This window comes from Magnetococcales bacterium, from assembly GCA_015228935.1.
In the GTDB taxonomy this organism is placed as follows: Bacteria; Pseudomonadota; Magnetococcia; order Magnetococcales; family DC0425bin3; genus HA3dbin3.
The window spans coordinates 1-14,606 of record JADGCO010000100.1 but is presented as its reverse complement, the minus strand read 5'-3'; the positions used below and the strand labels follow the sequence as shown (position 1 = coordinate 14,606).

Annotated in this window: 14 protein-coding genes; all 14 read left to right on the top strand. The window is 56.6% G+C overall.

Features of this window, described 5'->3' with window-relative positions; translation table 11 throughout:
• Positions 1–89: 89 nt before the first annotated feature.
• The 14 genes from HQL65_17435 to HQL65_17370 all read left to right on the top strand — a co-directional run bounded on the left by HQL65_17435 (position 90) and on the right by HQL65_17370 (position 14,492).
• Positions 90–1,178 (top strand): glycosyltransferase family 4 protein, encoded by a 1,089-nt coding sequence (locus HQL65_17435; protein MBF0138018.1) that lies wholly within the window; start codon positions 90–92, stop codon positions 1,176–1,178.
• A gap of 107 nt (positions 1,179–1,285) precedes the next feature.
• Positions 1,286–3,439, top strand: a complete 2,154-nt coding sequence (locus tag HQL65_17430) for an alginate lyase family protein (GenBank protein MBF0138017.1) — start codon at positions 1,286–1,288, stop codon at positions 3,437–3,439.
• 86 nt (positions 3,440–3,525) lie between these two features.
• A complete protein-coding gene (locus HQL65_17425; GenBank protein MBF0138016.1) occupies positions 3,526–4,257 on the top strand; it encodes a WecB/TagA/CpsF family glycosyltransferase in 732 nt (243 codons plus the stop codon).
• Positions 4,258–4,353: 96 nt separating this feature from the next.
• Positions 4,354–4,590, top strand: coding sequence for a DUF2442 domain-containing protein (locus tag HQL65_17420; GenBank protein MBF0138015.1), 237 nt, complete (start codon positions 4,354–4,356; stop codon positions 4,588–4,590).
• A 33-nt stretch (positions 4,591–4,623) separates the two neighbouring features.
• A complete protein-coding gene (locus HQL65_17415; protein ID MBF0138014.1) occupies positions 4,624–5,601 on the top strand; it encodes a GGDEF domain-containing protein in 978 nt (325 codons plus the stop codon).
• Between the two features lie 250 nt (positions 5,602–5,851).
• Positions 5,852–6,337: a hypothetical protein gene (locus HQL65_17410; GenBank protein ID MBF0138013.1), complete on the top strand. Its 486-nt coding sequence runs from the start codon at positions 5,852–5,854 to the stop codon at positions 6,335–6,337.
• A 404-nt stretch (positions 6,338–6,741) separates the two neighbouring features.
• Positions 6,742–7,122: a hypothetical protein gene (locus HQL65_17405; protein MBF0138012.1), complete on the top strand. Its 381-nt coding sequence runs from the start codon at positions 6,742–6,744 to the stop codon at positions 7,120–7,122.
• Positions 7,123–7,253: 131 nt separating this feature from the next.
• Positions 7,254–7,460 carry a hypothetical protein gene (locus tag HQL65_17400; GenBank protein ID MBF0138011.1) on the top strand — a complete coding sequence of 69 codons (207 nt, stop codon included), beginning with the start codon at positions 7,254–7,256 and terminating at the stop codon, positions 7,458–7,460.
• A gap of 138 nt (positions 7,461–7,598) precedes the next feature.
• Positions 7,599–8,981: a phosphoglucosamine mutase gene (locus HQL65_17395; protein MBF0138010.1), complete on the top strand. Its 1,383-nt coding sequence runs from the start codon at positions 7,599–7,601 to the stop codon at positions 8,979–8,981.
• Between the two features lie 47 nt (positions 8,982–9,028).
• The gene (locus HQL65_17390) at positions 9,029–9,796 is read left to right on the top strand and encodes a translation initiation factor IF-3 (GenBank protein MBF0138009.1); all 768 of its coding nucleotides are present in this window, start codon (positions 9,029–9,031) and stop codon (positions 9,794–9,796) included.
• 33 nt (positions 9,797–9,829) lie between these two features.
• Positions 9,830–10,030: a 50S ribosomal protein L35 gene (gene rpmI, locus HQL65_17385; GenBank protein ID MBF0138008.1), complete on the top strand. Its 201-nt coding sequence runs from the start codon at positions 9,830–9,832 to the stop codon at positions 10,028–10,030.
• A gap of 188 nt (positions 10,031–10,218) precedes the next feature.
• Positions 10,219–10,572: a 50S ribosomal protein L20 gene (rplT, locus tag HQL65_17380; GenBank protein ID MBF0138007.1), complete on the top strand. Its 354-nt coding sequence runs from the start codon at positions 10,219–10,221 to the stop codon at positions 10,570–10,572.
• 125 nt (positions 10,573–10,697) lie between these two features.
• A complete protein-coding gene (pheS, locus tag HQL65_17375; protein ID MBF0138006.1) occupies positions 10,698–11,738 on the top strand; it encodes a phenylalanine--tRNA ligase subunit alpha in 1,041 nt (346 codons plus the stop codon).
• A 174-nt stretch (positions 11,739–11,912) separates the two neighbouring features.
• On the top strand, positions 11,913–14,492 hold the full coding sequence (locus HQL65_17370) for a phenylalanine--tRNA ligase subunit beta (GenBank protein MBF0138005.1): 2,580 nt from the start codon (positions 11,913–11,915) through the stop codon (positions 14,490–14,492).
• The last annotated feature ends 114 nt before the right edge of the window (positions 14,493–14,606 follow it).

Sequence of the window (14,606 nt, the reverse complement as noted above, 5' to 3'; positions counted from 1 at the left end):
GGAGGAAGGGCACAGCCCTTCCTCCTGGACCTCCATCCCAGTTTTTCAAACGTTTCCTGTTTTGATACGTTTTTTTGGAGTTTTTTCTGATGCCACAAGGCCATATCGTCATGGCAGGAACCGCCCCCGATCAACAAGGGGGCGTGGCTGCCGTGGTCCGCATCTGGCAGGAGGCCGGGCTTTTTGACCAGTGGCCAATCCTGTTTCTGCCTACCCACAAGGATGGCCACAAACTGAAAAAATTGCTGGTTTTTGTGGTCGCCATCTGGAGATTCCGGCGCATGCTGGCAACCGAGAACGTGGCCCTGCTGCACGTATTGGGTGCCTCCCGCGCCTCCTTCCGTCGCAAATCGCTGCTGATCCGGATGGCATTGGCGCGGGGAGTGCCGGTTCTCTATCATCTGCATGGTGGCGGATTTGCCGATTGGTATCAGGAGTCTCCCGGCAAAACCCGCCAGGCCATCACCACCCTCCTGGAACAATGCCAGCAGGTGGTCGCCCTGTCGGAAAGCTGGGTGACCCGCATTCAGGAAATCGCCCCCACCGCCCGGGTGGTGGTGGTGCCCAATCCAACTCCGCCCGGCGTATCCGTCGAAAACGTTGTCCGGGAACCGGCAACCCTGCTGTTTCTGGGACGATTGGAACCACAAAAAGGGGTATACGATCTGATCCGGGCCGTCGCACCTCTCAGGCACCGGTTTCCCCACTTGCGTCTGATACTGGCCGGGGCTGGAGACCGGCAAGGTGTCCTGACCGCCCTGCAAACCGCCGGCATGGCCGATCAAAGCCATCTGCCCGGCTGGGTCGCCGGAACAGAAAAAGCCCGACTATTGGCCCAGGCCGGAATTTTCGTCCTCCCCTCCCACATGGAGGGCGTCCCCATCTCCATTCTGGAAGCCATGGCGGAGGGCATACCCGTGGTGGCCAGCCGGGTCGGCGGAGTTCCCGATCTGCTGACCGATGGTCTGGAGGGCCGCATGATACCACCGGAAAACATTCCCGCCCTGACCTCTGCCCTTGCCGAACTGCTGGACAATCCTCTCCTGGCACAACAAATGGGACAGGCCGGCCAAAAACGGGCCGCGCAACATGCCCCGGAAAAAATTGTGCAGCAACTCGGGGCCATCTATCATGGTCTGGGTATCGCCCAGGTTCCCATTCATGAAATACTCGAATGACAAATCCAAATGTTGGCCTTGAATATTGGACTTGAATGTCGAACGGTGGCCGTTTTCAAACATCGAAATCAATATTGGCATGAAAGACTTTGCCAGGTGACTCTTTTATGATGCACCCCCTCGGCTGGTATTGGCGGCGCTTGCAGGCCATGACCCTGGCCGAAATGGGACATCGCCTGCAAGAAATGATCGTGCGATGGGCCGGGCATTACCGGCTCCTTCCCGGTTCCCACCCCCCACCACCCCGGAAAACGCGCACACCCGCCTGGCTGCAAATTTCCCAGGCTGTTGACCCGACAGGGCTTCTGACCGCTGCCACCCGCACCCTGGAAGGGACATTTCCCCTGCTGGGTCTCGCCCAGGCCGGGGTCGGCCCGGAACCCGCATGGAATGTCGATCCGCGCCTGCATGCCGCCGCAGTCTGGCATGCCGATGCCCATTGGCCGGACGAAAAACCCACCCAAACCCCAACCCAACCAAAAACACCCCACAAGGATATCAAATATGTCTGGGAGTTGAATCGGCATGTGCAGTGGCTGCCCGTGGCCCAGGCCTGGAGCCTGACCCGAAATCCCCTCTGGCTGGAAGGCTTCCGCCGGCAGTTGCAGGGATGGCTTGACCAATGCCCGCCCGGTCGTGGTCCCAATTGGCAAAGTCCCCTGGAAGCCGGAATTCGCCTGATCAACTGGAGTGCGGTCTGGCATCTGTTGGGAGGCTGGGAGGCCCCCTTGTTCGCCGGCGCAGCGGGGGAACGACTGCGACAGGCTTGGCTTGCAGCCATTCATGCGCACATGCATTTCATTCGCTGGCGATTTTCCGCCCACTCCTCGGCCAACAATCACCTGGTGGGAGAGGCAGCCGGATTGTGGATCGCAACCTGCACCTGGCCCTGTTGGCCGCAGGTCGGCAGATGGCAGAAACTGTCCCACAAGATATTGGAACGGGAGTGTCTGCTGCAAAATGGAGCCGATGGGGTCAATCGGGAACAGGCCATTCACTACCACCTGTTTACCGGCGCATTTCTGCTTTTGGCCGGCATGGCGGGAAAAATAATCGGCCAGGAATTTTCCGCCGCCTACCACCAACGCCTCGCCGACATGGTGGACCATGTTGTGGCCGTCATGGATGCCGGGGGGCATCTGCCGGAATACGGTGATGCCGACGACGGTCTGGTTTTGCGTCTGGACCCGCAGGGCGAGGCCTCTCCCGTCCGCGAATTTTTACGCCTCGCTGCCGGATTGTTGCAACGACCAGCAAGGTGCGCGAAACAGCCCGAAATCATGCCCACCCATCACCTGGCCCGGCATCAGAAACCGGACGTCAAACAAACCGGAACCATGGCAACCCATGACCCGACCGGTATCCGCATTCAGGACCCGACCGGTATCCGCACCCAGGACCCGACCGGTATCCGCACCCAGGACCCGACCGGTATCCGCACCCAGGATCCGGAACCAATCCGCCGGTTTTTTGCCGAGGCCGGTCATGCCGTGTTGGGCCGCGATTTTGCCACCGAACGCGAAATTCGTCTTTTTCTGGATGCCGGTCCCCTGGGCTATCTTGCCATCGCTGCCCATGGCCATGCCGATGCCCTGGCGTTGCACCTTTCCATTGGCGGTTTCCCCTTTCTCGTGGATCCGGGCACCGGCAGTTACCACCGTCCAGGTCCCTGGCGAAACTGGTTCCGGGGAACAGCCGCCCACAACACCGTGCGCCTCGATGATCAGGAACAATCCGTCAGCGGCGGACCATTTTTGTGGCAACGCCAGGCGCGGGCACTCTGCGAGGTATGGGAGGAGGACGCCCACCGGCAACATTGGGTGGGGAGTCATGACGGCTATCAGCGTCTGGCCGACCCGGTGCTGCATCGACGCCACGTCACCTTCCGGAAAGCGGAGGGCAGCCTGACCATCATCGATCATCTGCACGGTTCCGGAACCCACCATGTCGAACAACATTGGCATTTTCATCCCAAATGCCGGGTATTCCTCCATGAAGATGGCACAATACGTGCCGAACGCAACGGATCAGCCCTGGAACTGCGGGGAGATGCTGCCGCTTCGCCTCCCCTGTTGCTGCGCGGTCAGCAAAATCCCCCCGCCGGTTGGTATTCTCCCGGCTATGATCGTCTCGTTCCCACCACCACCGTGCAATTCCGGTGTATCATGCATGGTCCCCTGGAACTGTCCACCTCAATCCTGTGCCTGCCCGCAAAGGCAATCAACGGCACAGATCCAGTCCAGCATGCACAGTCCAGTTGAACCATCCACCTCAATCCTTTGCCTGCCCGCAATGGAATACACGTCATGGAGTACCTCTTTTCATGGAACTGCCCGACAAAGCAACAATGCTGGGATCCGAATTTTTCCCCTGGACCATGGCCCAAACTTTGGCGGAAATCGAACGCCGCCTGGCCAAAGGCACCTTTGTCCAGCATGCGGTGATCAACGTGGCCAAACTCGTGCAGATGCGCTCGAATCCCGGTTTGCGATCCGCCGTCAATGGGTGCAATATCATCAATGTGGACGGTATGGGCGTGGTGTGGGGGGCGCGTTTTCTGGGCATTCCCGTTCCGGAACGGGTGGCCGGTATCGACCTGTTTCTGGCCCTGGTCGCTCAGGCCACCACCACCGGCCGCAAAATATACCTGTTGGGGGCGCGCCCCGAGGTGATAGAACGTACTGTGGCAGTCCTGCGAGAAAAACATCCCAGCCTTCCCCTGGCCGGATATCAACATGGCTATTTCTGGCATGACGAAGTGGGCGTCGTGAAAGCCATCCAAAATTCAGGGGCAGAACTGCTCTTCGTGGCCATCTCGTCACCCAAAAAGGAGATATTTATCCATCGCTGGCAAAAAACCCTGGGAGTCAAGTTTGTGATGGGTGTGGGGGGAAGCTTCGATGTCGTGGCCGGTGTGACCCGACGTGCCCCTTTGTGGCTGCAAAAACTCGGCTTCGAATGGCTCTTCCGTCTCCTGCAAGAGCCGCGTCGCATGTGGAAACGTTATCTGGTGACCAATGCCATTTTTGCCTGGCTTTTGATCAGGGAAAAAATATCCAAAATAAAGGCAGTTTCATGACATGCCAGTCTTTTGCAGATTCTTTGGAATCGTGATATTCATGCATTGGAATGACCATTTTCCTCCGCTCAATATAAATCCTCTGGAGTGATCACCATGTTGCATATCACGGATGTCAAATATTTGGGTGATTATCGGCTGTGGCTGCAGTTTGACAATGGGGCATCCGGCATGGTGGAACTTGAATCGGAATTATGGGGAGAAATGTTCGTTCCCCTGAAAGATAAAACTTCATTTGCCTCTGTCCGTGTGGATCAGGAACTGGGAACCATCGCCTGGGCCAATGGGGCCGATTTTGCACCAGAATTTCTCCTGAAACGATTGCATAATTAGATATTTATTGAAACTTTCTGCAAGGAAAGCAAAATGGAAATGTCGCCAAATGGTGTCTGTCATTTTTCCGATGAGGAGCTTGGAAAAATTGATCTTTTTCAGGGACTGAAACCGGAAACGGTCCAGGAAATCCTGAATACGGGTACTCTCCGCGAGGTCAAGGCCGGAGAAATTCTCCTGTCGCCGCATGTTGTCAACAGAAACTGGTATATTGTCCTTTCCGGGAAATATTCGGTTCATATCAAGATACTGGAAACCCCATCCATTCGCACCCTGGAACGAGGAAGTTCCATGGGAGAAATTTCCATCATCGACGATATGCGACCTTCAGCTTTTGTCCAGGCCCTGAGTGACGGTACCGTATTGGCATTTTCCCGGGAACAAATGTGGTCACTGGTGGATTCCATCGACAAGCTGAGCCGCAACCTGCTGCGCCTCCTCTCCCAATGGTTACGTTCCAACAACGACTTCATTTCCCAGGCACGACAAGAGGTGATGCAACTCCATCATGAAGTCCGAGTGGATGGATTGACCGGAGTATTCAACCGGCGCTGGCTGGATGAGGCCCTGAACCAGTTTCTGGAACGGGAAACCAGGGGTGAGATCAAATCCTCAACCCTGATCATGCTTGATGTGGACCACTTCAAAAAATACAACGACACCCAGGGACACCATGGCGGGGATTGCGCCCTGGTCGCCCTGGCCCGTACCCTGGAAAAACATGTCCGCCCCCAGGATTTTGTGGCCCGCTTTGGTGGAGAGGAGTTTGCCGTGTTGTTGCCGGAAACCACCCTGGAAAATGCCAGAATCGTCGCCAATCACCTGTTGCAGGCCATTCGGGAAACATCCATTTTTCAGGCCGATGGGACGCGCCTGCCTGCCATCACCGCCTCCATGGGCATGGCCCAAAGCGGTCAGGAATCCACCCATACCCGGGAAAGCCTGATCCAGGCCGCCGACGCCCATCTCTACCAGGCCAAAAGTCAGGGACGCAATCGAGTCTGTGGATAAAAACGTGCCAAAAGCCAGAAACGCAATTGAGTCTGCGAACAGGGAAATGCAGGGTCGTGAACCATGAAAAAATCCGGTCCATGGGCAGATTCGTGAATACGGGAACAAGTGTGCAACATGAATGTGCAGGTTGACAATAGTTACGAATCTGAAGCATCCTCTGCATGGTCAATTGCCGGATGAATACGATAAGTATCCATGGCCGGGAAACGATAACGGACAATTCATAAAACCAGAAAGGAATAGACACATGGTTCCCATCGCATCGTTACAAGATAAAGACCTTTTCAAGGGGCTTGAACCGCTCCAACTGGAAAGATTGGCTAAATTTTGTGAAATTCTGGATTTCAAGGATGGGGCGCGGGTTTTATCCGTGCTTCCCAAAGAAAGGAGCAATCGCATTCTACTCCTGGTCAAGGGAAAAGTGGTGGTGGCCAAAAAATTCATCGAAACCGCAACGGCCAAGGATATCACCTTCAAACACATCGAAAGCCAGATTTTTGGCGAGATCAGTTGGTTGCTGGAATCAAACCCCTCGGCAGAAATCATCAGTTCCGGAGCCAGCCGCTTTATTGCCGTGGATGGCGACAAATTGCAAGAACTGTGTCAGGAAGATGCCAAATTTGGACGGGAATTTTATAAACAGCTCGCTATCCTCCTGGCCAGACGTACCGTCAACCTGACCGATTTGAGCAAGATTGTGACTGAGGAAAAACCGGCAGTTTTTGATTTTTGATGTGACCCGATTCAGGAAAACAAGGCTTGCCCAAAGTATCCCTTCAGGCTGTGCAGAGCAAAGGTTATGAAAATTGCTGACAGCGGCACCATGGAGAGTCCGTATATCAAACCATCATACGCCAGATAAATACAAGTTTTTCAAGGCTGATGGTTCAGACTTTGACAGATTCCCGATCCGGTTTGAAAGGTACACAAACAAAGAGTGGCCTGCAGGGCGTCAGTTCTTCAAAATCATGAAATTATATTTTATAATATAATATATTGAAATAAAAACAACATTATATTTTATTATATAATTGACTTGTTGCTGTCAGGAAACATATCCTGCTGCGGCTTTTTTTTTGGCGTCGATGGTCTGCTTCAAGGCCATGCTGTATTCATATTCCATTCAAGGGAGCCTGTATGCGTAAATACGGAGTCGTCAGGACGGGAACGGTGGCTGTTGTATTTGGACTGTTGGGAATTGCCGGTGCGGCGATTGCGGGCGGCGTCAGCATCAGCGGTTCACAGACCGCAGGTGGTGGTGGCACAGACGCCAAACTCGAATGCAGCCCGGTCACTCTGGCCAAACAGTCTGCAATCGTGGGAATCAGCGGCAGCAATGGCGGATTCTGGATTACACAGGGCAAAGGTGGCGGCACCGTGGCAAACTACAGTACACCCAATGATGCCTCGGCAAAAGGGAAAGTGTTGGCACCCGGATCCTATTGCGTTTATCCGAACATGCCACATGACCGGAAAAGTCCCGGTTCACGCGCCAGTGTAACCATTGAACTTCAATAGAATCCTGTACCCGGACTCCCGACTGCTCACACCAAACCTTTCCTCTTCGGCCCGGTCTGTCCGGGCTGAGGAGGATCGCGGGATATGGCCCGGTCAGGTTGAGGACCTGATGTAACCAAAAGGAAAAGATCATGAAATATTCGGCATTGTTACTCGTCGCCCTGTTCGTGACGGGCTGCGCGACGGACTCCATGCAAACCACCCTCGATACCATGTCTGCCATGGGGGAGGTGTTGGGCACCAAGAAGGGCAACGAGGCGAAACTCTCGGATTTCCGTCAACAACGCGACGCAACCCAAAAAATGCTCGATGAACAGAAAGCCCGCGAAAAAAGGTGATGTTCGGGGCGTTGCCGCAGGATCACTCCGGGGTGATGCAGCAAAGAGTTTGACTTTTTGCGCAAGTTGCATCATGTTCCATGCCTGGAATGGAAGGAAATGGAATTCGACTCTTGCCGTCAGGAGGCGGTCCCCGTCATGGGCAGTTCCCCGGAAAAATCTGTCAGCAAAAAATTATTCGGTACCGATGGCATTCGCGGCCTGGCCAATGCCCATCCCATGACCCCGGAGCTCGTGTTGCGCCTGGGGCGGGCTGCGGGTGTGGTCCTCAAGCATGGATCACACCCCAAACGAGTCATCCTCGGCAAGGACACCCGGCTGTCGGGTTACATGTTCGAGTCCTGCCTGCGGGCCGGGCTTACCTCCATGGGCATCAACTGCCTGCATGTCGGATCCCTCCCCACACCCGCCATCGCCTTCCTGACCCGCGCCCTGCGCGCCGATGCCGGCATCATGATCTCTGCCTCCCACAATCCGTTTCACGACAACGGCATCAAATTTTTTGACGCCAATGGCATGAAACTTCCGGATGAAAAAGAACATGAAATTGAACGCATCATGTTCGAGGAAAATCTGGACGCCCATCTTCCCCTCTCGGCAGATCTGGGCAAGGCTTTCAATATCGAGGATGCACCGGGTCGTTACATTGAATTTTGCAAAAACACCTTTCCCAAATCCTTGCGCCTGAATGGCCTGCGCGTCGTGGTGGACTGCGCCCATGGTGCCTCCTACAAAGTGGCCCCGACGGTCTTCTGGGAACTGGGTGCCGAAGTGGTGGCCATTGGCAACGAACCCAACGGTCGCAACATCAATGACGGATACGGCTCGCTCCACCCCAAAAAAATCCAGGAAAAAGTCCAGGAAGTCCGCGCCGACGTCGGCGTGGCCTTCGATGGTGATGCCGACCGGCTCGTCGTGTGCGACGAAAACGGCAAGGTTCTCGACGGCGATCACCTCCTGGCCATGTGTACCCAGGAGATGCACCGCAATGGAACCCTGCGCGGAGGAGGCGTCGTCACCACGGTCATGTCCAATCTGGGCCTGGAACGCTTCCTGACCGGACTCGGCCTGCACATGATCCGCACCCAGGTGGGCGACCGCTATGTCCTCGAACACATGGTCAAACATGGATTCAACCTCGGGGGCGAACAATCGGGTCACGTCATCTTCCTGGATCACAACTCCACCGGCGATGGCCTGGTCTCGGCCATCAAGGTCCTGGAATTGATGGTCACCCGCCAGCGCCCCCTCTCGGAACTTGCCGCCGACATGCACCTGGTCCCGCAAATTCTGAAAAATGTACGCTTTCAGCCCGGAGCTGATCCCCTCGCCGATCCGCAAGTCCAGAAAATCATGACCCAGGTGGAACAGGAACTCGCCGGCAATGGCCGCCTCCTCGTGCGCAAATCCGGCACCGAACCCAAAATCCGCGTCATGCTGGAAGGAGACTCCCAAACCAGAATCGAAGCCCTGGCCGAGGATATCTGCAAAGCCATCCGCCAGGCCGGTGATGCCGCATGACCGATACCACCACATGGATAAATAACCTGGACGGTGATGCCGCATGAATGGAAAACCGGAACCTGGAAACCTGCGTATGGGGTGTTGTCCAATTCTCTCGGGTTCTTCATAATGCCAGGAACAGGTGTTTTTGTCGGGGACGATACCACAAGCCGGCAGATCCAAAAAAAGTGCCGTACCGTTTCACCCCGCTTGTGCCTGAAACAGGGTGCAAAAAACCCGGGGTGGTCACCATTTTTCCGGAGGGAACAGCCATAAGCAAACAGCCAGTCAAGGATCGGGGACCCCAACTGACCGACACCACCCGCATCAATGAACAGATACGGGTACCGGAGGTTCGCCTGATCGATGAAAACTCGGAGCAGGTCGGAATCGTCACCCGCACGGAGGCCATGAACCGCGCCTTCGAAGCCGGGCTTGATCTCGTGGAAGTGGCGCCGGAAGCAAGGCCCCCCGTCTGCAAGATCATGGATTACACCAAGTTCAAGTACCAGAAAGCGATTCGTGAGCGCCAGGCCCGCAAAAATCAAACCCGGATCGATACCAAGGAAGTCAAATTCCGGCCGGGCACGGACATCCATGATTACGATGTCAAACTGCGCAGCATTCGCAAATTCCTGGAGCAGGGCAACAAGGTCAAATGCACCCTGCGTTTCCGGGGTCGGGAAATGGCTCACCAGGAACTCGGCATGACCCTCCTGGGACGCCTGGAAACCGCCCTGGATGACTTGGCCAAGGTGGAACAAAGACCGCGTCTGATGGGACGCCAGATGACCATGGTGGTGGCCCCGACGGCCCCGGCAAAAAAGAAATAAAATCGCAGCGCAAACAGTTCAACGGATAATGACATGCCCAAGATCAAAACACACCGGGGTGCGGCCAAACGGTTCAAGCTGACCGGTACCGGAAAATTCAAGCGCAACAAAGCGTTCAAGCAACACATTCTGACCTCGAAAAGTCAGAAACGAAAACGGAACATGCGCCTCTCAGGAATGGTGGCCGATGTGGACATGGCAGCCGTCCACCGCATGCTGCCCAACCACTACTGAAAAATTCAGGTATACCTGAAACAGGTTTGCAGCGCCGGACAGATGAAGCGTCGCAACGGGATCGTCAGCACCCCTTGCGGTGAGTTCGGGAACGGATCATCCTTCCGGGTTGCATGCAGGGTCGAAATGAATTGACGGGCGACCTGACACCGAGGGCAGCCCGCAACACTTGCTGAAAGGATTCAAGAATGCCACGTGTCAAACGAGGTGTGCAGTCGCGCCAACGCCGCAAAGGTATACTCAAACTGGCCAAAGGCTATCGGGATCGCCATGGCAGTTGTATCCGTATCGCCAAACAAAAGGTGGACAAAGGGTTGCAGTACGCCTACCGCGACCGCAAAGTCCGCAAACGGGAATTCCGCAGCCTCTGGATCATCCGCATCAATGCGGCCGTCCGGGCCTTCGGACTCTCCTACAGCCGCTTCATGGATGGCCTGAACAAGGCAGGAATCGCCCTGGATCGCAAGGTACTCGCCGATCTGGCCATCACCCAGCCCGACGGGTTCGCCCAACTGGTGGCCAGCGCCAAGGCGGCGCTCTAGGTAATCATTTTTCCCTTTCCATCCGGAAAGGAGAGTCACACCCGGTTTGGATCCAAACGACACCGAGACCTGCCAAAGGGTTCCTGACTCAGGGAACCCTTTGTTGTTTTCGGGGTGGAGAGACCATGCGTGAGCAACTGGAACAACTCGGCAAGACAGCCCTGACCGAACTGGCACAGGCCAACAATCCAACCGATCTGGACCAGGTACGGGTCCGGTTTCTGGGTCGCAAGGGAGGGTTGACGCAATTGTTGCGCGGCCTGGGCACCGTGCCCGCTGCCGAACGACCTCTCCTGGGCGATCTGGCCAACCGGATCAAGGAAGAGTTCAATCTTGCGCATGCAGCCCGGCTGGAACTCCTGAAACGCCAGGAACTCGAAGCAAGGCTCCAACGCGAAGCCGTGGACATCACCCTCCCGGGACGGGAACATCCCGCCGGAGGGGTGCATCCCCTCACCCGGGCCATGAGCGAAATCGGCGAATTTTTTCGGGGCGTGGGTTTCACCACGGCCACAGGTCCGGAAGTGGAAACCGATTGGCACAATTTCGGGGCCCTGAACATTCCCGCCGACCATCCAGCCCGGGAAATGCACGATACGTTCTACCTCCCCCCAGGTCCGGATGGACAACGCCGGGTCCTGCGCACCCATACCTCGCCGGTCCAGATCCGCTTCATGGAAGGACGTCGTCCCCCCATGCGGGTCATTGCCCCGGGCCGGGTCTATCGTTGCGATTCGGATTTGACCCATACCCCCATGTTTCACCAGGTGGAAGGATTCATGGTCGATGACGGCGTCAGCTTCGGACACCTGAAAGGATTGCTGGAAGCCTTTCTGCGCCACTTTTTTGCCCGGGATCTGCCGGTCCGGTTCCGCCCCTCCTTCTTCCCCTTTACGGAACCTTCCGCAGAAGTGGACATGGGATGCATCTTTTGCAACAGTCGCGGCTGCCGGGTTTGCAAGGGAACCGGCTGGATCGAAGTCCTGGGATGCGGCATGATCCATCCTGTCGTGCTGAAAAATGTGGGCATCGACCGGGAAAAATATTCGGGATTCGCCTTCGGCGTGGGCGTGGAACGCATGGCCATGTTGAAATATCGCATCGACGATCTGCGCACCCTGTTTGATAACGATGTGCGCTTTCTGCAAAATCATGCGACCATCTGAAGAATGTTGTTTGTTTTGGTTTGTTTTGGTCCGCTTTGAGATGTGTGGTTCGCCTGGAAAAATGGAAAAAAAATTTCTGTTGGGGCTTCGCCCCAAACCCCACCAGGGGGAAGGGCGCAGCCCTTCCCCCTGGACCCCCTTCCCAGTCTTTCATTCTTTTTTTGGACTTGCATCATGAAATTCACCTATCGCTGGTTGAAAGAACATCTGGATATCGACATGTCCCCGGCGGAAGTCGCCACCCGCCTGACCCTGGCCGGTCTGGAAGTGGGAAAAGTCCTGGATCTGGGGCAGGGATTGGAGCAGGTCCAGGTGGGATTGCTCACGGCTGTGGATCCCCACCCCAACGCCGAACGGTTGACTGTCTGTCAGGTGCGAATTGGCAATGAACAGATACAGGTGGTATGCGGGGCAACCAACCATCGTCCGGGTGACAAGGTGGCGGTCGCCCGTGTGGGTGCCCGTCTACCCAACGGCATGGAGATCGCCCAAAGTTTGATCCGTGGCCAATCTTCGGCAGGCATGCTCTGCTCCCTGTCGGAACTGGGTCTGGCCAGCACAGCCGAAGGAATCCTGATTCTGCCCCCAACCGCCCCCGAAGGCGGACCCATCGCGCCGCTTCTGGGACGTCATGATCACCTGTTCGAGGTGGATTTGACCCCGAATCGCGGTGATTGCCTGAGCGTGCGTGGTATTGCCCGCGAATTGGCAGCCCTGACCGGCAGACATGTGCGCCAACAAAACTTTGAATTGACCGAAGATGCCAGCGTGGGAGAAAACCATCCGATCACCATGCGGATCGATGACGGCGCTGCCTGCTCTCTGTATGCAGGGCGGGTCATTGCCGGCGTGCGGATCGGCCCCAGCCCCGTCTGGTTGCGCCAGAGGCTGGAAGCCGTCGGGCTGCGTTCCATCAACAATATTGTCGATGTCACCAATTATCTCATGCTCGATCTGGGACAACCCCTGCATGCCTTTGATCTGGCGCGTCTGGCACCGCCCCTGGTGGTTCGCGGTGCCTGGGAAAGCGAAACCATCACCACCCTGGATGGCATGCAACGCACCCTGACCCCGGGCATGACCCTGATCGCCGACAGCCGCCGTCCGTTGGCCCTGGCCGGAATCATGGGCGGAGAAGAGAGCGGTGTCGTCGCCACCACCACGGCCATCTTTTTGGAATCGGCCTGTTTCGATCCCGTGCGCACGGCCCGCACAGGTCGGACCCTGGGACTTCTCAGTGATTCCCGCTACCGCTTCGAGCGCGGCGTCGATCCGGAAGGGGTTCGTCCCGCCCTGGATCGGGCAACCCGGCTGATTCTGGATCTGGCCGGGGGTCGGGCCGGACCCGGCTTTCTGGTCAATGCCGGAACCAGCCACGCCCCCCCGCCTATTCCTTTCCGGCATGGACGGGCCATGCAGTTGGCCGGCATCACCCTGCCACCCAAGGATGTCCATGACATGCTGACCCGCCTGGGGTGCCAGCTCATCCCGACTCAATCCGGCAGCGAGCCACCGTCCAAAAATGTCCATGACATGCTGGGCAGCGAGTCGCCGTCCAAAAATGTCCATGACATGCTGACCCGCCTGGAGACCCTGATCAACCAGAAACAACCCTGGGTACCTTCTCAACCCCATCCATCCCCGGTAGGTGCCGAACCCCTGGCAACCCCGGCCCCGACCGACTCTGTCGTTTTTTATCAACCACCCAGCTATCGACATGACCTGCGTCGGGAAGAAGATCTCATCGAAGAGATTGTCCGGCTGCATGGCTATGACCGTGTCCCGGCGCGTCTGCCGACCGGACCCATATCCCTCCCCGCCGCCGACCCCCTGACCACCTTGATGGGACGCAGCCGGCGTATTCTGGTGGGGCTTGGCTACCTTGAAACCATCAATTTTGCCTTTGTCAGCGCCACACAACTGGCACTCTATACCCCGGAGCAATCCCCGCTGCCGCTTCTCAATCCCATCTCCGAAGAACAGGGCGTCATGCGGACTCTTCTGGCCCCGGGTCTGGTGGAAACGGCGCGCCGCAATCTCAGCCGGGGTCACTCCCGTTTGCGATTGTGTGAAATCGGGCGCATCTTTCAGCCGGGAGCCGCAGGCAGCGTCACCGAATCCGAGCGCATTGGCGGACTGTTGTGCGGTTCCGCCACTGGACGCAATTGGCATACGCCGCCGCGTTCCTGCGATTTTTTCGATCTCAAAGGGGATGTGATCGCACTGCTGGCCGGTCTGGATCTGTCAGATTCCACGTACCGACCGGGTGGCCCCTCTTTCCTGCATCCCGGACGCAAGGCGGAAATTGTGTTCCAGGAAACCACCCTCGGTTGGCTGGGAGAGATGCATCCAGCCCTCCAGGAACGACTCGACATTCCTCAGCCCCTGTTTCTGTTTGAGCTGGACCTGGAACGTGTGCTGCAACAGCCCATCTCTTCCGCCCATTCCGTCAGCATCAGCCGTTTCCCGTCGGTGGCCCGCGATTTTGCCTTCATTGTCAATGTTCAATTGCCTGCCGATGACCTGATGCAGGCCATTCGTCAGTGTGTTCCGGATTTGATCCGTTCGGTCACCTTGTTTGATCTCTATACCGGCGACCGCCTCCCGGCTGGTCGCAAAAGCCTGGGGGTCGAGGTCATCTTTCAGGCCGAAGACCGGACCTTGACCGAAGAGACGATTCAGGGGCTGGCCGACACAATCATCACAACCATGCAGGGAAAATTTGCGGCTGCCATTCCTGGATTGAAATCCTGACCAGTTTGCCTTTTTTCCTGAGAGACTGTCTTATAACTCGTTAATTTCAAAAAAAAAACAACAAATGAAAAACTGGGATGGAGGTCCAGGAGGAAGGGCTGTGCCCTTCCTCCT